Annotated in this window: 14 protein-coding genes; 8 read left to right on the forward strand and 6 right to left on the reverse strand. The window is 62.4% G+C overall.

What is annotated here, in order from left to right; genetic code table 11:
* Nucleotides 1-72: 72 nt before the first annotated feature.
* Nucleotides 73-990 carry a transcriptional regulator MetR gene (gene metR / locus AC3WKX_RS10460; RefSeq protein WP_003216460.1) on the forward strand — a complete coding sequence of 306 codons (918 nt, stop codon included), beginning with the start codon at nt 73-75 and terminating at the stop codon, nt 988-990.
* Nucleotides 991-1,103: 113 nt separating this feature from the next.
* On the opposite strand, the gene AC3WKX_RS10465 is transcribed toward metR, so the two are convergent.
* From AC3WKX_RS10465 to AC3WKX_RS10485, 5 genes are all read right to left on the reverse strand, one after another.
* On the reverse strand, nt 1,104-1,514 hold the full coding sequence (locus tag AC3WKX_RS10465) for an NUDIX hydrolase (RefSeq protein WP_102606051.1): 411 nt from the start codon (nt 1,512-1,514) through the stop codon (nt 1,104-1,106).
* A 48-nt stretch (nt 1,515-1,562) separates the two neighbouring features.
* The gene (gene nosR, locus AC3WKX_RS10470) at nt 1,563-2,909 is read right to left on the reverse strand and encodes a response regulator c-di-GMP phosphodiesterase, NosR family (protein WP_023659212.1); all 1,347 of its coding nucleotides are present in this window, start codon (nt 2,907-2,909) and stop codon (nt 1,563-1,565) included.
* 182 nt (nt 2,910-3,091) lie between these two features.
* The gene (locus tag AC3WKX_RS10475) at nt 3,092-3,364 is read right to left on the reverse strand and encodes a type B 50S ribosomal protein L31 (protein WP_003216453.1); all 273 of its coding nucleotides are present in this window, start codon (nt 3,362-3,364) and stop codon (nt 3,092-3,094) included.
* A gap of 100 nt (nt 3,365-3,464) precedes the next feature.
* The gene (locus tag AC3WKX_RS10480) at nt 3,465-4,790 is read right to left on the reverse strand and encodes an APC family permease (RefSeq protein WP_003216451.1); all 1,326 of its coding nucleotides are present in this window, start codon (nt 4,788-4,790) and stop codon (nt 3,465-3,467) included.
* Nucleotides 4,791-5,018: 228 nt separating this feature from the next.
* Nucleotides 5,019-5,840, reverse strand: coding sequence for a carbon-nitrogen hydrolase family protein (locus tag AC3WKX_RS10485; protein ID WP_102369845.1), 822 nt, complete (start codon nt 5,838-5,840; stop codon nt 5,019-5,021).
* A 93-nt stretch (nt 5,841-5,933) separates the two neighbouring features.
* On the opposite strand from AC3WKX_RS10485, the gene AC3WKX_RS10490 reads away from it, so the two are divergent.
* The 4 genes from AC3WKX_RS10490 to AC3WKX_RS10505 all read left to right on the forward strand — a co-directional run bounded on the left by AC3WKX_RS10490 (nt 5,934) and on the right by AC3WKX_RS10505 (nt 10,079).
* Entirely contained in the window at nt 5,934-6,698 is a 765-nt protein-coding gene (locus AC3WKX_RS10490; RefSeq protein ID WP_087692794.1) for a helix-turn-helix transcriptional regulator, read from the forward strand.
* A gap of 130 nt (nt 6,699-6,828) precedes the next feature.
* Complete coding sequence (locus AC3WKX_RS10495) at nt 6,829-8,448, forward strand: FMN-binding glutamate synthase family protein (protein ID WP_003216444.1); 1,620 nt, start codon at nt 6,829-6,831, stop codon at nt 8,446-8,448.
* A 66-nt stretch (nt 8,449-8,514) separates the two neighbouring features.
* A complete protein-coding gene (locus tag AC3WKX_RS10500) occupies nt 8,515-8,811 on the forward strand; it encodes a cupin domain-containing protein (protein ID WP_003216439.1) in 297 nt (98 codons plus the stop codon).
* Nucleotides 8,812-8,954: 143 nt separating this feature from the next.
* The gene (locus AC3WKX_RS10505) at nt 8,955-10,079 is read left to right on the forward strand and encodes an OpgC family protein (RefSeq protein ID WP_102606052.1); all 1,125 of its coding nucleotides are present in this window, start codon (nt 8,955-8,957) and stop codon (nt 10,077-10,079) included.
* Between the two features lie 45 nt (nt 10,080-10,124).
* On the opposite strand, the gene AC3WKX_RS10510 is transcribed toward AC3WKX_RS10505, so the two are convergent.
* Entirely contained in the window at nt 10,125-11,537 is a 1,413-nt protein-coding gene (locus AC3WKX_RS10510; RefSeq protein WP_003216436.1) for an amino acid permease, read from the reverse strand.
* A gap of 656 nt (nt 11,538-12,193) precedes the next feature.
* Here AC3WKX_RS10510 and AC3WKX_RS10515 point away from each other — a divergent pair.
* From AC3WKX_RS10515 to AC3WKX_RS10525, 3 genes are all read left to right on the forward strand, one after another.
* Nucleotides 12,194-12,652 carry an REP-associated tyrosine transposase gene (locus tag AC3WKX_RS10515; RefSeq protein WP_032899435.1) on the forward strand — a complete coding sequence of 153 codons (459 nt, stop codon included), beginning with the start codon at nt 12,194-12,196 and terminating at the stop codon, nt 12,650-12,652.
* 253 nt (nt 12,653-12,905) lie between these two features.
* The gene (locus AC3WKX_RS10520; protein WP_102606256.1) at nt 12,906-15,998 is read left to right on the forward strand and encodes a biosynthetic peptidoglycan transglycosylase; all 3,093 of its coding nucleotides are present in this window, start codon (nt 12,906-12,908) and stop codon (nt 15,996-15,998) included.
* 135 nt (nt 15,999-16,133) lie between these two features.
* A complete protein-coding gene (locus AC3WKX_RS10525; RefSeq protein WP_102606255.1) occupies nt 16,134-21,239 on the forward strand; it encodes an NEL-type E3 ubiquitin ligase domain-containing protein in 5,106 nt (1,701 codons plus the stop codon).
* Nucleotides 21,240-21,243: the final 4 nt, after the last annotated feature.

Raw genomic sequence — 21,243 nt, forward strand, 5'->3', positions numbered from 1 at the left:
TCGACAGGCCTATCAACATGAGACAAACTCAACCGATCCGAATTTGTCACAAGTTATATTCATGGAGACCCCGTGCTCGAAATCCGCCATCTCAAGACCCTGCACGCCTTGCGCGAAGCCGACAGCCTGGTGGAGGCCGCTGAGCGCCTGCACCTGACGCAATCAGCACTCTCCCACCAGTTCAAGGAACTGGAAGAGCGCATGGGCATGCAGTTATTCGTGCGCAAGACCAAGCCGCTGCGCTTCACCAGCGCCGGCCTGCGCCTGCTGCAACTGGCGGACGCCACCCTGCCCTTGCTGCGCGGTGCCGAACGCGACATCGCGCGCCTGGCCGGCGGCACGGCCGGGCGTTTGCACATGGCCATCGAGTGCCACAGTTGCTTCCAGTGGTTGATGCCGACCATCGACCAGTTCCGCGATGCCTGGCCGGAAGTCGAGCTGGACCTGGCCTCCGGCTTCGCCTTCGCGCCGCTGCCGGCCCTGGCCCGTGGCGACCTGGACCTGGTGGTGACCTCGGACCCGCTGGAGCTGCCGGGCATCACCTATGTACCGCTGTTCACCTACGAAGCCATGCTCGCCGTGGCCAACCAGCACCCGCTGGCGAACAAGCCGTACATCGTGCCCGAAGACCTGATCAGCGAAACCCTGATCACCTACCCGGTGGAGCGGGATCGCCTGGACATCTTCACCCGCTTCCTGGAACCGGCGGATGTAGAACCGGCCCAGGTGCGCACCTCGGAACTGACGGTGATGATGATGCAGTTGGTGGCCAGCGGTCGCGGCGTGTGCGGCATGCCCCATTGGGCGCTGCATGAATACAGCTCCCGGGGGTATGTGAAGGCCAAGCGGCTGGGGGAGAAAGGTTTGTTTGCCACGCTGTACGCCGGGATTCGCGCCGACATGCTGGACGCGCCGTACATGCGTGATTTTCTGCTGACGGCCAAGGACACCTCGTTTTCGACCCTGGACGGCGTCAGCGCCGTTCGCTGACCTGTAGCGGATACCTGTGGCGAGGGAGCTTGCTCCCGCCGGGCTGCGCAGCAGGCCCAAAAATCCTGGGGCCGCTTCGCCCCCCAGCGGGAGCAAGCTCCCTCGCCACAAGATCAGGCAGGGATCAGAGAGGCGCGGTAGAACGGCAGAATCAAATCCCGGGTCAGCGGCGCAAGCTGCAAACCGCCGTCGCCCGCCGGGTCGATCCAGCACACCTCTTCAATCTCGGCAGCCGGCATCACCGCCACGTCGATGTGCACCTGGAACAATTCGGCCTGCACCACAAACCCCGGCTCATTCGCCGCCGGCGCCGAGAACTGCCCAAGGTACACAGCCGCCGCCGGATCAACTCGCAGGCCCAGTTCTTCGTGCAGCTCACGGGCCAAAGCCTCTGCGGGTTGCTCGCCGGCATCGATCTTGCCGCCCGGCTGCATGAAGGCCTGGGTGCCGCGCTTGCGTACCAGCAGGGTCTGGCCGTCGCTGCCGATCAGCAGGGCGGCGGCGATGCGAATGGTGGAGGTCATGAAAAGGTCGCCTTGAATACAAAGGCGCAAGGATCCCATGAACCGGTCTCACCCCGAAAGCAGTGCCTCATCCGGCTCCTTGATGAACACGCTGTACTTCGCCCCTTCCATGGCCTCGAACGCAATCAGCTTGTCCACCAGCGGCAGGTTCAACACCTTGCCGGCGTTGAGCAGCAGCATGCCGTTGTCGGCGTTGAGGTTGCGCGCCAGCACCATGCCTTCGGCCAGTTCGCGGGTGGTCAGGACCTTCACCGACGGGTCGCCCAGGGTCACGTCACTGAGGAACGCGGCGCAGGCCTGGATGAAGTCCTCGACCATGTCCGGGTCGTAAAGGCGCCCGGCGTATTTGCGGATGTAGAGCAGCGCTTCGTCGCTGTTCATCTGCCGCTCAAGGATCAAGCCGCGTTGCAATTCGATGAAGTCCACCGCCAGTTTCAACAGGCGCGAACCTACAGGTATTGCTTCGCCCTTGAGGTGGTCGGGAAAACCGCTGCCGTCCCAGCGTTCCTGGTGGTGGCGGATCAAGCGTGCCGCGTCTTTCATCGGTTCCAGGGTCATCAGCAACGATTCGCTCTGGGCCGGATACGCCCGGTACCGCTCACGGTAGGTGCTGTGCAGCAGGTCGCTGGGAGAGACCATCATGTTGTCGCTCCAACTTAACTTGCCGATGTTGTAGAGCGCGGCGGCCATGGTCAGGTCGCGATTGCTGGCCTCATCCAGGCCGCGGCCGTGGCACCAGGTGCGCACCAGCTCGATGATCTGCCGGTTGGTTTGCTTGGCTCGGGGCAAGCGCAGGTTGGCCAGCAGCGAGAACACTTCGGTGCCGGTGGCGTAGCTGTGTTTGAGTTCTTCGTAGGCCAGGTCGAGCATGTCAGCGGTTTGCTGCAGCTCGCTGGTGCGTGAGGCCACGCGTTTTTCCAGGCTGGCGTTGAGTTGCTTGAGTTCGTCGTTCTGCTGGCGGGTCAATTGCTCCAGGCGCAGGCGCTCACGCTCGGAGTGTTGATGGGCCAGGGATTGCCGCAACGCCAGCAGCAGTTCTTCGTCTTTCCAGGGTTTGCTCAGGTAGCGGTAGATCTGCCCTTCGTTGATGGCCTTGATGATCAGCGTCAGGTCGGTTTCACCGGTCAGCAGGATGCGCACGGTGTGCGGGTAATCATGGTGGATCTGCGCAAGCAGGGTGGCGCCGTCCATGTCCGGCAGGCGCGCGGCACTCATCACCAGGTCGACGGGTTGCTGCGCCAGAATCGCCAGCGCGTGAGCGGCGTCGGTGGCGCTGCATAATTCAAAGGGTTCCAGGCGCAGCAACTGCGTCAGGCGGTCCAGCACGTCCGGGTGTGCGTCAATCAACAGCACCACCGGGCGGTCGGGATTTGCGAAGGTCACTGACTCTCCCATGGGGCACCTCGTATAGCGTCGATGTGCGTGTCCTACGGTCAAGGTAACAGCCTCCTGGCCATTACCCAGCAGTTTAGTCGGTTTTTCTTTGCAGTGATGGCCTTGCGATATCACTTCGTCAGATAGGCATAAAAAAGGGCCACTTCATTGAATGAAGCAGCCCTGAGGTAACGCGCGGTGCATCACGCCTCGGCGGTTTTACCGGCCGAACCAAACGACGCAAATCGCTTGTTGAAGCCGGCGATGCGGCCTTCGGACTGGGTCTTGCGCTGTTGGCCGGTGTACACCGGGTGCGAGGCACTGGACACGTCCAAGAGTACGTAGGGATAGGTGTTGCCGTCGCTGTGTTGTTGCGTACGGTCGGTTTCCACGGTGGAACCGATCAGGAAGAAAACGTCGGCGGCGGTGTCATGGAACAACACGGTGCGGTAGTCGGGGTGGATACCAGGTTTCATAAGGCCTCCGGGGCGTCTGGGTGAACATCAATTGTTATACAGTAACACAAATGATGCGCCCAAACGAGAACCGATTGCAATAAGAATAGACCCCGAGCTTCTATGCGGCTTCCTGGAAGTCCATTTCCGGGGGCTGCCGGGAGAAGCCCCGCGTCAGGAAACCCAGGTACACCAGGCCAATCGCCAACCAGCTCAGGCCCAGGTAAATCGCCAGGTGATCAAGGCTGACCATCAACCACAAATCCGCCACCAGGCCGATGGTCGGGAACACCAGGAACAGCACCAGCTCCCGCAACCCGCGCTGCTTGGCACCGATCCAGTAGTGGAAGATCACCGACAGGTTCACCAGGCTGAAAGCCAGGAACGCACCGAAGTTGATGAACGAGGTGGAGGTGGTGACGTCCAGTCTCAACGCCAGTAACGCAACCACCGCGCACAGCAGGATGCTGTTGACCGGCGTACCGAAGCGCGCGTGCAAGGTACCGAAGAACGACTTGGGCAACACCCCGTCGCGCCCCATCGCAAACAGCAACCGCGAACCACTGGCCTGCGCCGACAGCCCCGAGGCGAACTGGCCGACGATCAGGCCGATCAGGAAGATCGACACAAACAGGTCGCCGCCAATGTTGCGGGCAATCTCGTAGGCGGCAGAATCCACGTCGGTGAACTCGAACGATGGGTGGGCGATCTGCACGAAGTACGACACACCGACGAAGATCAGCCCGCCGATCAGGGTGATCAGCATGATCGCCCGGGGAATCGTGCGGCGCGGGTCGCGGGTTTCTTCGGTCAGGGTGCTGACCGCGTCAAAGCCCAGGAACGAATAGCAGGCGATCGCCGCACCGCTCATGATCAACGGCATTTGCATCTGGCCGTTGAAGAACGGGGTGATGGTCCACAGCGGCTTGCTCGCATCACCGCCGATGTAGTGGATGCACAGCGCGACGAAGGCGACCAGCACCAGGAACTGCACCAGCATCAGCAAGGCGTTGATGCCGTTGGCGAGTTTCAGGCCGATGATGTTGATCACACTGGTGACCCCGATAAACGCCAGTACCCAGACCCATTGCGGCACGGCCGGGAAAGCCGAATGCAGGTAGGCCGCGCCGATCAGCCAGATGGCCATGGGCAGGAACAGGTAGTCGAGCAACACCGCCCAACCGGCGATAAACCCAAGCTTGGGGCTGATGGCCTTGCGCACATAGCTGTAGGCGGACCCGGCCACCGGGAACGCCGAGGCCATGCGGCCGTAGCTCATGGCGGTGAAGAACATCGCCACCAGGGCGGCCAGGTAAGCGGCCGGGACCATGCCGGCGGTGGATTGCGCCAGGATACCGAAGGTGCCCAGGACAATGATCGGTGTCATATAGGCGATGCCAAACAGCACCACCGACCCTAACGACAGGGTGCGTTGCAAACGAGCCATGAGCGATTCTCCGCGCAATTATTAGATTTATGGCAGAACTGAAGTCGGTGCAGCGAACGCAATAATTTTTATGGTTGAAGCAGCTTTTTGGTGAAATGCAGCTTCTGTGGCGAGGGGGCTTGTCCCCCGTTGGGCTGCGAAGCGGCCCCAGAAAAAGCGGGAGCGCTTCGCACTCCAACGGGGGACAAGCCCCCTCGCCACAACAGCATCCTTGCCACGAGACCCGTGTCAGGGTTTGGGGATCAACAATTCCCGCGTCCCGTCCTCGCGCTCAATCACCTCCCCCGGCAATTTCAAGCGCTGGTCATCCAGGTAGCGATAGTCCTGTCGCGCCGCCGCCAGTTGCCCCAGGTCCAGTTCAACGCGGAACTGCCCTTCCCCGCGCCCGGCTTCAAACAGCAAGCTGCCGAACGGGTCGACCAGCGCACTGCCACCGGCGAACATCAGGCCGTCGTCGCCCTCTTCCACCCGGTTGACCATCAGCGCGAACGCCTGGTTTTCCTGGGCGCGGGCCATGATCGCAGTGCGGTGGGTGGGGCCGTACGGGTCCATGTTGCCGTTGGTGACGATCAACACTTCAGCGCCCAACTGCGCCAGGGCCCGGGCGGTTTCCGGGAATTCGATGTCGTAGCAGATCAACAGGCCGACTCGCACGCCGTTCCACACGCAGGTGGCGTAGCGGTCACCCGGGGTGAAGACGCCGCGGTCCGAGGCCCACAGGTGGGTCTTGCGATAGCGCAGGGCGATGCCGTCCGGGGTGATCATCAAGGTGGTGTTATAGAATTGGCCCGCGTCGCTCTCGGCCATGCCGATCACCACGGCGATATTGCGCGCGCGGGCGGCCTGGATAATCGCCTGCACGGTCGGGCCGTCCACAGGCTCGGCCACCTCGGCCACGGTGCCGGCGGTCGGGAAGCCCATCAGGTGGGTTTCCGGGAATACGACCAATTGGGTATCCGCCGCACACGCAGCAATTGCCGCCAACGCGCGCTCAAGGTTGTAAGCTGTGCCGTTATCGCGGCCTGCCAGCTGGGCAAATTCGACCTTCATGGTTATTCCTTGTTCTTTATCTGTGGCGCAGTATGCGCAGCCGCGAACACTCGGGAAATCACGCAGCCGGGTTAACCCTATGGGGGTAGATGCATGACATTGTCGCTGGAAGACATCGCCTGGCACCGTTCGGTGGGGCAGATGATAGACGCCCTGGACCAGCCGAATTTCTGGACGCAGCTGGTCCGGTTGCTGGACCAATATGTGCCGTTCGACAGTTGGGTGGTGTTGCTGTTCAGCAGCGAGCACAAACCCCTGGTGTTCGCCGAATGCCCGGGCCAGGACGGCGAACCCGACCATCTGTTCCAGGATTACCTCAACGGTTTATACCTGCTCGATCCCTTCTACATCGCCAGCCGCGAACACTCGCGCACCGGGCTGTTTCGCCTGGCCGAAGTGGCCCCGGAGCATTTCGAGCTGACCGAGTATTACCAGCGCTACTTCCGGCTGAACGTGGTGGCCGATGAAATCCAGTTCAACTGCCAGCAACCGGATGGGCGAACCCTGTGCCTGTCCCTGGGCTCCAAACAGCGCTTTGACCCGCAGCAGATTGCCCTGCTGTCGCTGATCCAGCCGTGGGTGCTGGGCTTGCTGCGCCAACGCCTGCCCCATGAACTCAACCAGGTGAGCGCGCCGCAGGCGCCGATCCACAACGATGGCTGGGGCGCGCAACTCACCGCGCGGGAGCTGGATGTGGGCCGTTTGATGCTCAGTGGTTGCTCCAGCAAGGAAATCGCTCGTAAGCTGGAAATCTCTGTTGAAACCGTGAAAGTCCATAAGAAACACATGTACAGCAAGCTAGGGATCAAATCCCAGTCGGAGCTGTTCTCGATTTTTCTGCAGGCGCAAAACGCCTGATCGAGCCCTGTAGGAGCGAGCTTGCTCGCGAAAAACGTCAATGCACCGCGGTCATCCAGACAACCGCGCTATCGTTAACGACCTTCGCGAGCAAGCTCGCTCCTACAGGATAAAAACTAAGGAACCCTGTATGAGCCTGTCCTTGTTAAGCCGTTACGCGTTCTTTGCCGTCTGCGTCATTTTCACCCTCGCCAGCATGCCGTTTATCGAACACGAATGGCTGTGGCCGATCGCCGTGGTCACCGGCATCCTTAGCCTGATCGGCATTTTCGACCTGCTGCAAAGCCCCCACGCGGTGCGCCGCAATTACCCGATCCTGGGCAATATCCGTTACCTGGTGGAAGGCATCCGTCCGGAAATCCGCCAGTACCTGCTGGAATCCGACAGCGACGCCCTGCCCTTCTCCCGGGCCCAGCGCTCGCTGGTCTATTCCCGCGCCAAGAATGAAAGTGCCGACAAACCCTTCGGCACGCTGATCGACGTGTACCAGTCGGGCTTTGAGTTTATCGGCCACTCCATGCGCCCCGCGCCGCTGAGCGACCCCAGCGCGTTTCGCGTGATCGTCGGCGGCCCGCAATGCAAGCAGCCCTACTCGGCCTCGGTGTTCAATATCTCGGCCATGAGCTTCGGTTCGCTGAGCGCCAACGCGATTCGCGCGCTCAACCAGGGGGCCAAGCTCGGCAACTTCGCCCATGACACCGGTGAAGGCAGCATCAGCCCCTATCACCGGGAAAACGGCGGCGACCTGACCTGGGAGCTCGGCAGCGGCTACTTCGGCTGCCGCACCAGCGCCGGCCTTTTCGACCCGGAACGCTTCGCCGTGCAGGCGCAGAACCCGCAAGTGCGGATGATCGAAATCAAGATGAGCCAGGGCGCCAAACCGGGCCACGGCGGGATCCTGCCCAAGCACAAGGTCACCCAGGAAATCGCCGACACCCGCGGCATCATGATGGGCGAGGACTGCATCTCGCCGTCGCGCCACAGCGCGTTTTCCACTCCCATCGAAATGATGCACTTCATCGCCCAGCTGCGTGAACTGTCGGGCGGCAAACCGGTGGGATTCAAGTTCTGCCTGGGCCACCCGTGGGAATTCATGGGCATCGCCAAGGCCATGCTCGAAACCGGCATCCTCCCGGACTTTATCGTGGTGGACGGCAAGGAAGGCGGAACCGGCGCCGCGCCGGTGGAGTTCACCGACCACATCGGCGTGCCGCTGCGTGAAGGCTTGCTGTTCGTGCACAACACCCTGGTGGGCTTGAACCTGCGGGACAAGATCAAGCTCGGCGCCAGCGGCAAGATCGTCAGCGCGTTCGACATCGCCAGCGTCCTGGCCATCGGTGCCGACTGGGCCAACTCGGCGCGGGGCTTCATGTTCGCCATCGGCTGTATCCAGTCGCAAAGCTGCCACACCAACAAATGCCCCACCGGGGTGGCCACCCAGGACCCGTTGCGCCAGCGCGCACTGGTGGTGCCGGACAAGGCCCAGCGCGTGTTCAACTTCCACCGCAACACGCTGAAGGCCCTGGCCGAAATGCTCGCTGCCGCCGGTCTCGACCACCCTTCGCAACTCTCGGCCAAGCACCTGGTGCGGCGCATGTCGGCCACCGAGATCAAGTTGTTTTCGCAGCTGCATGTGTTCCTGAAACCTGGCGAATTGCTCACCGGCGAAGTGAACGGCGAGTTTTATTCGCGCATGTGGCAGATGGCGCGGGCGGACAGTTTTGAGCCGAATGAAATCGCCGCGGCCTGAGCCCGCACTGAACAACCCCGCTGAACCGGACCACCGAACGGCATCGTTGAAACAAGGAGCTTCACCATGCCGTTACTCGACTTCACCGCCCTTGCCGCCCAACTGCCGGACACCTGGAAATCCACCCGCGTGGGCCAGGTCGGCCCGGCGCGGATCAAGGTGCTGCGCATGGATGCACAGGCTTATGAAGAAGAAACCCACGACTACAACGAAGGGCTGTTGGTGATCGACGGCCTTTTGCGCCTGTCTATTGGCGAGGAGGCCATCGACGTCGGCGCCGGTCAGATGTACCTGGTTGAAGCCGGCATCGCCCACGCGGTACTCGCCGGCAGCCAAGGCACGCTGGTGATCATCGACGTTTAAACAAAGCGATGAGACATTCAGCAAAAAACTCAGCTTTGCAATTGCTTACAAATACCGCCAACCTGCGCCCGCCCGACGTACGGCTCGACTGAAGCCGTCGTCCACTTGTCATTACTAAACCCCTTGTTCAAGAGCCCGCTGCCATGTTGAACGGACGCGACCCGCGCATCGATTTTTTTCGGGGCCTGGCGTTGATCTTTATTTTCTGGGATCACGTGCCCCACAACCCTCTGGGCCAGATCACCTTGCGCAACTTCGGTTTCAGCGACGCGGCGGAAGTCTTCGTGTTCCTGGCCGGTTATGCGGCCGTGCTGGCCTACGGCAAGATCCTGCAGCGCGACGGTTATCTGATCGCCTGCGTGAAGATCTGGCGGCGCACCTGGGTGCTGTACGTGGTGCACATCTTCCTGCTGGCGATGCTGATGGGCATCGTGTTCTTCGCCAACAGCCATGTGGAAACCCGCGACCTCGTTGAAGAGATGGGCCTGACGCACTTCGTCACTCATCCCCAGCAAGCCCTGGTGGATGAACTGTTGCTGCGCTTCAAACCCAACCTGATGGACCCGTTGCCGCTGTACATCGTGCTGCTGGGTTGCCTGCCGCTGGTGTTGCCGTTGCTGTTGCGCAAGACCTGGGCGGTGGTGGCTGTTTCGCTGGCGGTGTACTTGCTGGCGCCGCACCTGGGCTGGAACCTGGCGGCGATTGCCGACGGCGTGTGGTACTTCAATCCGGTGACCTGGCAGTTGCTGTTTGTGCTGGGCGGCGCGGCGGCGATTCATGCCGGGCAACCCCGCCCTGTCGAGACTCGGCGCCTGTTGCGTCAGCCGTTGTTCGTCGCTGCGGCGGTGTATGCGCTGGTGGCGGGGGTTCTCACGCTCTCGTGGCGCTGGCCGGAAATCCACGACGCGCTGATGCCGTCGGCGCTCAGCGACCTGCTGTACCCCATCAGCAAGACCGACCTGTCGCCCGTGCGTTTGCTGCACTTCCTGGCCCTGGCCTATGTCACCGCCAAGCTGCTGCCTGGCCGCGAATGGACGCAGAACTGGCTGGCCCGACAAACCTGCCGTATGGGGCGCTACTCCCTGGAAGTGTTCTGCCTGGGGGTGCTGCTGGCGCCACTGGCAGACATGATCAATGCGATCACCGGCGATGCCTTCGCCATGCAGATTTTCACCGCACTGGTAGGCGCCGGGTTGATGGCGTTGCTGGGGGCCTGGCTGGACTTGAACAAGCGGCTCACGCAACCGGCGCGCGTTGCCACCGCCTGAAAAACAAAAAGCCCCGTAAGGGGCTTTTTGTTGAGCGCAGGAAACTCAGCTCGCGGTGCGTGCCGCCGCTTGAGTCGGCTGCAACTTGAACACGTAGAACAACACCGTCAGCAGCACCAGGAACACCGGCCCCACGTAGAGCGCCACACGGGTGTCCGGGAAGTACGCCATCAGGCCCACCACCAGCACCAGGAACGCCAAGGCCAGGTAGGAGCTGACCGGGTACAGCCACATGCGGTATTTAAGGCCGTCACGTTCGGCCTGGGTCAGGCTCTTGCGGAACTTGAGCTGGGCCAGGAGGATCATCAGCCAGGTCCAGATCGCGCCGAAGGTAGCGATGGAAGTGACCCAGACGAAGACTTTTTCCGGGACCATGTAGTTGAGCAGCACGCCCAGCAACAGCACGAAGATCGACAGCAGCAGCGCCTTGCGCGGCACGCCGTTGCTCGAGGTGGTACCGAACGTGGCCGGGGCCTGGCCGTTCTGCGCCAGGCTGTAGAGCATGCGCCCGGTGCTGAAGATACCGCCGTTGCACGACGACAACGCTGCGGTGATCACCACGAAGTTGATGATGCCGGCGGCGGTCTTGATACCCAGGCGCTCGAAGGTCATCACGAACGGGCTACCCTGGGTGCCGATTTCGTTCCACGGGTAGATCGACAGGATCACGAACAACGCACCGACGTAGAACAGCAGGATGCGCCAGAACACCGAGCCGATGGCACTCGGGATGGTCTTCTGCGGGTTCTTCGCTTCACCGGCGGTGAGGCCGATCATCTCCACGCCCAGGTAGGCGAACATCACCATCTGCAGGGACATCAACACACCCTGCACGCCATTGGGCATAAAGCCGCCGTGGGTCCACAGGTTGGAAATGCCCAGGGCCACGCCATCGTTGCCAAAGCCGAACGCGATGATGCCGACGCCGCCGATCACCATGGCGATGATGGTGACGATCTTGATCAGTGCGAACCAGAACTCGAACTCACCGAAGGCCTTGACCGCGATCAGGTTGATGGTGCCCATGCTGATCAGTGCTGCCAGGGCCCAGATCCAGCGGGGTGTATCGGGGAACCACACGCCCATGTACACGGCGACGGCCGTGATTTCTGCCACGCAGGTCACCAGCCACAGGAACCAATAGTTCCAGCCGGTGAGAAAGCCCGCCAGCGGGCCGAGGTAATCCTGGGCGTAGCGGCTGAACGAACCGGCCACCGGGTTGTGCACGGCCATCTCGCCGAGGGCGCGCATGATCACCAGGATCGCCAGGCCGCCGATGATGTACGACAGCATGATCGCCGGGCCGGCCATTTCAATGGCCTTGGCCGAGCCTAGGAACAGGCCGACGCCGATGCATGCACCGAGAGCCATCAGGCGAATATGCCGTTCGCCGAGTTCGCGTTTCAGCGGACCGCCCTGAGCGGTCTCGCCGTGGGGCAGATGATTGCCAGCTGGCATAGGGATACAACCTCGTCTTGTTATTGGATATGAGCCACCGAGTCCGGGGCGTCATGGCGGGTCTGCCATGGCGTACCGTTGCCGGATCACCTTTTGGGTAAAACGGTCTGGCCGGGCCAGATCAGCGGGGGTGCAGTATAAAAAGCTAAACCCAGGGGTTTTCACTCTATAAACGGCAAGATTCAGCGGGAACTCTCGGTAAAGGCGCCTTTTGCGGAGGAGCATCACCTGGTTAGCGTAGGAATCATCGCCACCAAACGGCGGCGAGTATTGCACGGTAATGGTGCAGCGTCATGCCCCTACCTTTGGCGGGTTTACGGGTGGGGGAGGCTCTAGCTCGACGGTTTGGGGTTATGTGGCGGGGTTATCTGTGACGAGCGGGGTTATCTGTGACGAGCGGGCTTGTCTGTGGCGAGGGGGCTTGTCCCCCGTTGGGCTGCGTAGCAGCCCCAAAACCTGCCATAAGTTCTATCCAGAAAATGCGGTGTCTTTACTGGGGCTGCTGCGCAGCCCAACGGGGGACAAGCCCCCTCGCCACAGACAAGCCCGCTCGCCACAAATCTACCTTCGAGAAACACGCCGACACTGAACTGCAAGAGAGCACTCCACAGCAGCTGCTAACGTCAATTGACTACTTCCCCTCAAGGAGCAAAGGAATGCTTCATCAACCCAACTCTCATCTGTTACGCCGTGGTCGACATTCAGAATCTGGCCGTCCTTATCTGATTACCGCCGTGGTTCACAACCGGCAACCCCTGTTCAAAGACTTCCATTTGGGAAGACTACTGGTAGCAGAATTCAGGAAGACCCATGAATTGGGAATGGTCGACTCTCTGGCATGGGTCGTCATGCCTGATCACTTTCATTGGCTATTTGAGCTGCAAGGCACAACGTTGTCGCAGGCTGTGGGACGTACCAAATCCCGCAGCACCCTCACCATTAATCGCGCACGCGGCAGCAAAGAACGATTCTGGCAACTTGGCTACCATGACCGAGCAGTGCGTAGCGATGAAGACCTTCGCAAAATTGCCCGCTACATCATCGCCAATCCTCTGCGAGCGGGCCTGGTCGAACATATTGGTGACTACCCACTATGGGACGCAGCCTGGCTCTGATTTTTCCTGTGTGGAGAGGGCTTGTCTGTGGCGAGGGGGCTTGCCCCCCGTTGGGCTGCGCAGCAGCCCCAGTAAACACACCGCATTTCTTCAGGAAGATCTTCATGGCAGGTTTTGGGGCTGCTGCGCAGCCCAACGGGGGACAAGCCCCCTCGCCACAAACAGCATCACACTCACAAATCCCCCCCACTCGCCCACCACCGTCTAAGCTTCAACCAAGTCCGATCAATCTACGTAAATGGATCAATCGACTATGGGCGCTTTATGGCAAAACGCTTCGACCAAGGCTGCGGTATCCACCGATAGCCCGGATGAACAGCCGTTGCCACAAAGCCCTCCTCCCCGCCGACGGTTGTGGTGGCGGCTGTTCTGGCTGGTGCTGCTGATTGCGCTGATCGCCCTGGGCTTTGCCGCCCTGCGGGAAATGCGCACTTCAAGGTTGCAGGCCAAAACCTTCTCCGACATTGCCTCAACCCTCACCTACCAAATGCATTCGGGCCCCAGCGATGCGCGGGTTTACCCTGGCGCCGGGCCCTTTGACAAGCGCTTGGGCTACAGCGCCCTCGGCGAGTTCCTGCCGCGCTTGATCAAGCGTGACTACCTGATCCAGGCTCAAGCGCGCTTCTCCCCCGACCTGATGGCCTACGCCCAGCGCGGCCTGTTCGTGCCCTACCCGGAAAAGATCCAGGCCGGCCTGACCATCACCGATTGCCGCGCCGCGCCGCTGTATCAGTTCACGTATCCACAACAGTTCTACCCAAGCTTTGCGGCGATCCCGCCGGTGGTGGTCAGCAGCCTGCTGTTTATCGAAGACCGCGACCTGCTGGACCCGAAAAACCCGCAACTCAACCCGGCCGTGGATTGGCCGCGCTTTGCCAAGGCCGCCTGGTCCCAGGTGGCGAAGCTTTTGCACCTGCCCGGCCAGACCGCTGGCGGCAGTACCCTGGCGACGCAACTGGAGAAATACCGCCACTCGCCCGACGGCCTGACCCTGTCCGGCGGCGAGAAAATCCGCCAGATGATTTCTGCCAGCGTGCGCGCGTATCAGGACGGCCCGCAAACCCTCGCGGCCCGGCAAGACATCGTGCGCGACTACCTCAACAGCGTGCCCCTGTCGGCGGTACCCGGCCACGGCGAAGTGCACGGCATGGCCGAAGGCTTGCGCGTGTGGTACGGCGCCGATTTCAACCAGACCAATACGCTGCTCAACGGCAACGACCCCAAACAGCTGCCGCAAAAGGGCCTGGCGTTGCGCGAGGTGCTGTCGCTGATGATCGCCCAGCGCCGCCCGTCTCACTATTTGTCCAAGGGCCACAAGGAACTGGCGGACCTCACCGACAGCCACATCCGCCTGCTCGCACAAAACAACGTGATCGACCCGGCGCTGGCCAGCGCAGCCCTCGCCAGCAAAGTCACTTACCGTGACTGGCAGCAACAACCGACGATCCAGCCGATCGAAACCAACAAGGGCATCAGCGTCGCCCGCACGCGCTTGGCCGCCCTGCTTAATCAACCGCTGTACGACCTCGACCGACTCGATCTCTCTGCCACGAGCACCTTGCAAGCCGACCTGCAAAGCCAGGCCAGCACTTACCTCAAGCAACTCGCCGACCCCGCCTTCGCCGCGCAGATCGGCCTGCTCGGGCCCACGCTGCTGACGCCCGCCAGCACCGCTCAGGTTCGCTACAGTTTCAACCTCTACGAGATGACACCCGACGGTGCCCGCGTGCGCGTGCAAACCGACAGCACCGACCAGCCATTCGACATCAACGAAGGCAGCAAGCTGGAACTGGGTTCAACCGCCAAGCTGCGGGTGATGACCACCTACCTGCAAATCGTCAGCGAACTGCATGATAAATACGCTGCGACACCTGCCGCCGAGCTGCGCAAAGTCCCGGTCGAGGACACGGACCGCATTACCCGCTGGGCCCTCGACTACCTGGCCCAGAACAGCGACCGCAACCTGCCGGCCATGCTCGACGCCGCCCTCAATCGCCAATACTCGGCCAACACCGGCGAAGGTTTTTTCACCGGCGGCGGCATGCACCACTTTCACAACTTCCGCAGCCAGGACAACGGTCGCAATCCCACGTTGATCGAAGCCCTGCGCGAGTCGATCAACTTGCCGTTCATTCGCCTGATGCGTGACCTGGTGCGCTACAGCACCTATCACGGTGCGAACAACAGTGCCGAGTTGCTCAAGGACGACAGTGACCCGAGGCGCCAGGAATACCTGGCCAAATTCGCCGACCGCGAAGGCACCACCTTCCTGCTCAAGTTCTGGAAGAAATACCGCAACAAGAACACCCAGGCGCGCCTCGACACCTTCCTCGACAGCATGCACCCCACCGCCATTCGCCTGGCCGCCGTACACCGCTACCTGCTGCCCAACGCCAGCCAGGCGAGTTTCAACAGCTTCGTCCGCTCGCACTTGAGCAGCGTCAAAAGCCCTGAAAAACTCACCGACGAGCGCCTCGAAAAGCTCTACCAGAATTACGGCCCCGGCGCCTACGACCTGCCTGACCAAGGCTATATCGCCAAGGTTCACCCGCTGGATCTGTGGCTGATGGGCTACCTGCTGAACAACCCCGACGCCACCTTCACCCAGGCCACCGCCGCCAGTGAACACGAGCGCCAGGAGGTTTACAGCTGGCTGTTCAAGAGCCGCCACAAGAGTGCCCGCGACAGCCGCATCCGCACCATGCTGGAGATCGAAGCCTTCCTCGATATTCACCAGCGCTGGCAGAAAGTCGGCTACCCCTTCGACCATCTGGTGCCGTCGCTTGCCACGGCCATCGGCAGCTCCGGCGACCGCCCGGCGGCCCTGGCGGAACTGGTGGGGATCATCCTCAACGATGGCGTGCGCCAGCCCACCCTGCGTATCGACAGCCTGCGCTTTGCCGCCGACACCCCGTACGAAACCCGCTTGGTCAACGACCCCAATCGCGGCAAGCGCGTGATGCCTTCCGAGGTGGCCACGGCACTCAAGGGGGCGCTGTCCCAGGTGGTGGACGCGGGCACTGCACGGCGCGTGTCCGGCAGTTTCAAACTGGCGGACGGTACGCCTTTGGCCATGGGCGGCAAGACCGGTACCGGCGACAACCGGATCGAAGCCATCGGCGCCGGCGGGCGGATTCTCAGCTCCAAGGCGATCAACCGCACGGCGACCTTCGTGTTCTACATCGGCGAGCATCATTTCGGCACGCTGACCGCCTTCGTCCCCGGCGCTTCGGCCCAGGGTTTCAAGTTCACTTCGGCGTTGCCGGTACAGGTACTCAAGGGCATGGCGCCGATTCTTACGCCCTATCTGCAACCGGGCAACAACAGCTTATGCAGCGTGCGCTGATGGGCCTATCCCTGCGCTTTTCACTTGCGGATTACTGAGGGATCCGCCGCGGTTTCCACCCACTATTCAAACTTATCCGCAGCCGTGCCGGTGCATAGACTCAAGCCTTCTTTTTGAGCTCTACAGGTTGCCCCCATGGCCGACATACCCGACCAGTCCCTGCACCACGCGTTTATCGAAAACGCCCTGCCGCACTGGCTGAAAACCACCTCGCCACTCCGCCTGCGCGCACTCAACGACGTCGCCCACCAAGGCATCCGCCACTATCCCCATGCCAGCACCAGCCAGCATCAAGCGCTCAAGCCCGCGATCGCCGCACACTGGCAGCAGCAGGCTGCGATGGACCAGCGATTCCAGGCATTGACCGACGTGTACGCCTTCGCCGAACCGCTGCTGAAAAATGCCTTGAAGGCCTATGGCGAGATTGACGTCAGAACCACCTGCCTGCGGCTGTATGCCAGCGCCAAAGTTGCCTGGTGGGTGCACGATTTCAATCGTGGGGAGCAAAGCAAAACCCTGTCGCTGCTGGACGTCGCGCTGGCCAACTTTGCCGCCTCGGACACCTTCGTCGACTACGCCTTCCTGTCCGCCGAAGACCCACGCGGGCAGCGGGATACACTGACCTTGCGCCACTCCATCACCGGCGCGTTATTGACCGCTGAACAGTTCAAGCACATCTGCCGCACCCTGGACCTGGGCGCCCGCTACCAGAAAAGCCTGCGCCAGGCCCTGGGGTTCTATGACCCGGCGGTGACCCGGGCCGTGCGCCTGCAGATGATTGCCACTCAGAAGACTGCCCTGGGTACGGCGGCGCACCTGGCCTTGATCAACCGGGACATCGACGCCGATGCCCACGGCGCCGTGCTCGACCTGATCGCCGGCCGCGTCGCACTGCTGGACGGTCAGGCGCTTGGATGCCATACCCTGAGCCTGATGAACACGGCATTGACCGGCATCCTGTTGCTGTTTGTCCCGCAGCCGACCCGACCCGTCGGCAAGGTGCTGGTGTACATCCCTGCAGACCCCGAACACCCTCTGAAGCAATACCCTTCGCCTGCGGCCTTCCTCAGCCACCTCACGGAAAAACTGCGGGACAGCCAGCGCTACCAGACCTTCTTCAGCCAGTTCATCGACCACGCCAGGCGCGGTGAATTCTTTGCCGGGCTCAATACACGCTTGAGCCGTGTGCGCTGGCATCAAACCGCCCACACCGACCCGCGTCCCAGCTGGCGCGACACCCCGACCACCCAGCCAAACCTGCAATTCAGCGTGCAGGCTATCGGTGACGATCACGTCAATCGCTCAACGCTCGCCGCCGAAAATGACCTGTGGAATTACCAGTACCGCCTCAAGTTGAACAAGATCGTCAACGATGCCCTGGACATCGCCGTGCCCACCGCCACCGCCGACCGCCACGCGCGCTGGGCCTGGTGGGACAACCTGGAAAAAATCCTCGGGGATATCTTCAATGCGGCGCTGCTGGTGCTGACGCCCTTCGTGCCGCTGCTGGGGGAAGCGATGCTCGCCTACAGCCTGTACCAGATCACCGACGAGGTGTTCGAGGGGATTGTCGATTGGGCCCAGGGGCGTGGTGCCGAGGCGGCGGAGCAAGTGGTCGCGGTGGCCGACAGCGTGATCCAGTTTGCCTTGTTCGGTGCTGCCAGCCAGTTGGGCCATGTCGCACGGCTCAAGCTCAGCCCCTTCGTCGAAGGCTTGCGCCCGGTGGTGCGGCCCGACGGCAGCACGCGCCTGTGGCACCCGGATATTGCGCCCTATGCTGTGAAAAACCTCGACCAGCCGCCCATTGTCGACGGCCTGCACACCCATCGGGGCAAGCAGATCCTCGCGCTGCAAGGTACTCACTTCGAAGTGCAGGCAGACCCTGAAACCGGCGACACGCGTATCGCTCACCCGAAGCGCGCCAACGCCTATCAACCCCTGGTGCGGTTCAACGGCGACGGCGCCTTCGTACATGAAGCCGAGCAACCGCGCACCTGGGACAGCGCCACGCTGATGCGCCGCCTGGGGCCGCGCACGGCGCCCTTCAGCAACCAGCAACTGCAGCAGATGCAACGCATCAGCGGTGCCGACGACGGTGTGCTGCGCAACCTTTACGTGCAAAACCGGCCGACCCCGCCGCTGCTGGAAGCGACCCTCAATCGCTATGAAGCCCAGCGCGCTGCCACACAGACCGTGCACACCATTCGCGCCGGCGCACCGCTGCCGCTGGATGCGACGTCCGCCTGGTTCGAGCAGACCATCACCGAGCTGCCGGGCTGGCCCCAAACCAAGGCACTGGAAGTGTTCGTGCGCTCGGACAAGAGCGGTGACTCCCACAAGTACGCCAACCCGCAGGCATCGCCGGCCGACACGCTGCAATTGAGCCTGGCCGAGGTGATGTCCGGTGAATTGCCGGCGCGAGTGCTGGAGTTTCTCGATGAGCCGTCGATCAGGCACCTGCTGGGCGGCGACGTGCCGCAAGCACTGCGCGTGCAAACCTTGCGCGATCAACTGGCGGACTCGGTGGCGCGCCAGACCGGTGACATCGCCGACTACATCCATCAGGCCCGCCAGGTCAGCGCCGATCCCCATGAACGCCGTTTGCGCGAGCAGGTCAGCCCGCTGGACCGGCCGCTGGCCGACACCCTGCTGGCCGGCACAACCCCGGCCGAACGGCAAACCCTGGACCACCACGTACCGCTGCGCCTGCTCAATCAGGCCAGGGAACTGAGCTTCGCCCAGCACAGTGTCCAGGCCTACGCGGGGTTCTTCCCGCCCTGGGCGATCACCGAAGGTACCGAGCGCCTGGTGCTCAATACCCTCAAGCGCTACAGCGATGGCTTTGGCGACCTGCACCTGCAAATCCGCGATCGCCAGGTCAGCGGTACGTTGCGTTGTGAAGCCGGGGCGGCCGATGCCCGCCGGCGCCGGGTGCTGGTGCGCCAGAACCACGTGGGCTACGAACTGTTCGATGAACAGGGCCAACGCCTGCACGGCCCGGATACCCTGTATGAATGCCTGTTGCGTGCATTGTCCGACGCTCAGCAAAGCGAGTTGGGCTACCGGCCCGGCCAGGGCGCCGGGCTCAAGCATTGGCTGATGGAAACCCTCGAACCCCTGGCCGAACGGCGCCGGGTGCTGGCCGAGCCACCGCTGCGCTCTACCGCTGATGCGCAGACCACCACCCTGCTCGGCGGCGCGGCCCTCGGCGGGTTGCGCCGCGCCCAGGAGCACCTGAGCCAGGCCCGCGCCCGGGAGGTGCTGGCAAGTCTGTTCCCGACCCTGGAGGAGGAACGCCTGCAGCGGTTCCTCAATGAGATCGGCCCGGGGCTGAACAACGATGTCCTCAATCGCCTGGTCCTGCAGCGGCACAACCTGTACCGGGAGCTGGAGCAATGGAAGCGCCTGCCCGGCCCCCATCCCAAAAACAGCCGCATGGCCCGGGAGGAAAAACTGCGTAAAAATATCATTGCGCACAAACTCTATCGCTGCTGGGAAGACCGCCTCGCCGAGCACCGCGACGACTTGGGCCAGGTGCAGAGAGGCGCGAGCCTGGACCTCAGCGCCCTGGACCTGCCCGGCAGCCTGCCGCTGCTGGGCAATGGTTTCGAGCACGTCACCCAACTGAAGCTGGCCAACTGCATGTTCAACGACAGCCAGTGGCCCTTTCTGCAGGCATTCCCGTCCCTGCGGGAGCTGGACGTCAGTGCGAACGAACTGACGCGGCTGCCCGAGCCCATCGCCAACATGCGCTACCTGCGCGACCTCAACGTGGGGGAAAACCAGATCACGCTGCTCAACGGCGACGTTGCGCGCCTGAAAAACCTCAAGCACCTGCGCAACCTGAACCTGTACCGCAACCCGCTGACGCAGCCACCGAACATCTCGAAAATGCCGCACCTGCGCCGCCTGTTCCTGAGCCGCACCCCCATCACCCAATGGCCCACCGGGCTGTTTGCCCACCCACGGGAGGAGGGTTTCCTGCTGGACCTGAGCCAAACCCGGATTGATCATGTGCCAGCGCTCATGGCCGGTAGCGCCGAGGCCCGGACCGTCGCCCATACCCGCCTGGACCGCAACACCCTGCTCAACGACCAGCGCCTGCTGTACGAGCAGTACCGCGAAGCCGCCGGACTGGACCCCAACCGCAGCTATGAGCCCCGTGGAGAGAGCGGCCCGTGGCTGGAACGGGTCAGGCCGCCGTTACTGGGCAGGCGCCAGGAGCTGTGGCAAGCGGTGGAGCGCGAGCACGGCTCCCAGGGTTTGTTCGAGGTGATCAAGGCCCTTGAAGCGCCCGACTTCTTCCAGCGGCCCCAGGACATGGACACCTATTGGGACAATCTTGAAACGTTGCGCGAGCGCGTCTGGCGTTTGCTGGAGGCGGCCCACAACGATACGGCGCTGCGTGAAAAGCTGTTCAAGATGGCCAGTTTTCCAGGCCTGTGCGCCGACGGCAGTGCACAGATTTTCAATGACCTGGGCATCGAAGTGCTGGTCAGCGAAGCCCAGCGTTACTCCGCCTCGGCCAGCGAGCGCGAGGGCAAACTGGTGACGCTGGCAAAGGGCAATGCACGGCTCAAGCAATTGAACCGCATCGCCAGCGAGGACATTGCCCATCGGCTCAAACCCGAAGCCGAAGGCGGCCTCGGCCAATGGCTGCGTTCGCAACGACGGGAGGGCGTGATGGGTAACGTGGACGACGTGGAGGTCTACCTGAGCTACCAGACCTCCCTGGCCAAGCGCCTCGACCTGCCCTGGCTGTCGGAACACATGCTGTACCGCGACACCGGCGACGTAAAACCCACGCAGATCGAACAGGCCTACAGCACGGTGCTGGAGCTGGGCGAAGGCGATGGCCTGGTCAACCAGATGTTGCTGGAGCCCTATTGGGAACAGTACCTGCACGACCACCACCCGAACACCCTTGAGGCCAATGCCCGGCATTTCGACGAACAATGCGCACGCCTTGATGAACTGCAGGAAGCCCAGGCCAGGCTGGCCCAGGCCAACGGCTTACCCGCCGAGCAGAAGGAAGCGTTGAGGCTCACGCTGATCGGTCTCGCCGACGCCCTGGGTGTGCCGCACCCGCAGGTGCTGACCGGGCACCCCATGACGGACGACAGCTACAACCTGCTGCTCAACGAACTGGGCTACCGCGAAAAACAATGGATGCGCGAGTTGACCCACCAGGCTTTGGAACGCCACAGCCAACAACGTAACCGCGTCACGCGCCAGGTCTGACCGT

It is taken from the genome of Pseudomonas sp. GP01-A4 (assembly GCF_058780865.1).